The 1101-nt window shown below is 50.8% G+C and carries 2 protein-coding genes; both read left to right on the plus strand.

The window, feature by feature from the left end:
• Positions 1-131: 131 nt before the first annotated feature.
• On the plus strand, positions 132-470 hold the full coding sequence (locus AO277_RS13835; protein WP_143492774.1) for a hypothetical protein: 339 nt from the start codon (positions 132-134) through the stop codon (positions 468-470).
• Between the two features lie 89 nt (positions 471-559).
• Positions 560-826: a hypothetical protein gene (locus tag AO277_RS13840; RefSeq protein ID WP_099259027.1), complete on the plus strand. Its 267-nt coding sequence runs from the start codon at positions 560-562 to the stop codon at positions 824-826.
• Positions 827-1101: the final 275 nt, after the last annotated feature.

The following is a 1101-nucleotide window of genomic DNA, read 5'->3' on the forward strand; positions in this document are numbered from 1 at the left end:
TGGGGAATCGAGGGCAACTCCCTCGCTGTTGCATTGGCGGACTTCTTTTTGGTCGGCATACATGCACCTCTAGCTACATGTTATGCCCGAACACAAAATTTCTGACAGTCTCGCCAGAGGTGCCACCCCAGGTGGAAACAAACCCTCTCTCAACTGATCCAGATCCAAAACACGACCAGGAACAGGAGCCGGAGCCGGAGCCGGGGCAAAACAAAGACCAGGAGCCTGGCCAACAGACTGACCAGGAACCGGAAAATAGCGGCACCACTGAACCTAAACCTGAGGTTGTAATACAGTCAGATACATTGCCATCTTCCGTGGTGAAACTGCTTATCGGTGGCAGGGAAGCGACATTAGCAGCATCAGGAGTGGTTAGTGTGGTCTTTGCAGATACCGGGGAAATATGCCAAGTGGATTTGTCCACGGCGCAGATCGTTGGACTGGAGGAAGTGAAACATGAAGATTCGTAAAGTTGTGACTGGTACTTTCCGAGTGGCGGCATTCTCGTTTCTTTCGTTGATCCGCCCTTTGATTTTCCTGGTACTGGAAGGGGAGAAACATGAAGATTCGTAAAGTTGTGACTGGTACTTTCCGAGTGGCGGCATTCTCGTTTCTTTCGTTGATCCGCCCTTTGATTTTCCTGGTACTGGAAGGGGTAGCGTTTCTCTGCTTGTTCGGGTTTCTAGCTTGCGCGCTGTTTGGGCAGTGGTTCGTTTTCACGGTGCTGCTATCAACAGGACTTGTCAGCAAGGTGCTAGCTATGGGATATGACGCATTGCTCACTTGGCTGACGCCCTTCAATTACGGAATGGTGTCCGATAATTGAAGGGCTGGCCATGGTCATTCCTCAGAGCCGGATTCGTTCCGGCTTTTTTCTGCGTCATCGTCAGTGGTTTCGCCAGTGGTGAACCTGCCTGAGCATTCCCCGCAAATTAGGTTTAGCCCTGGCTTACCCCAAATATTGATCTTGCAAGGCGAGCAGGAGTACTTCGCACGTGTTGGCTTGATGCATAGGAATTTCAAAATGCCTATGCATCAAGTTGACGCTATGACGGAGGCGTCATGCCTTCATAGCGATGCGTAGTAAGACACTGATGCGTT

Origin of the sequence: Pseudomonas amygdali, assembly GCF_002699855.1 — a bacterium.
GTDB classification, from domain to species: Bacteria; Pseudomonadota; Gammaproteobacteria; order Pseudomonadales; family Pseudomonadaceae; genus Aquipseudomonas; species Aquipseudomonas amygdali.

Bases quoted from the DNA above. Each gene is read 5' to 3' on its own strand.
- AO277_RS13840 (WP_099259027.1), top strand. From the start codon at position 560: ATGAAGATTCGTAAAGTTGTGACTGGTACTTTCCGAGTGGCGGCATTC.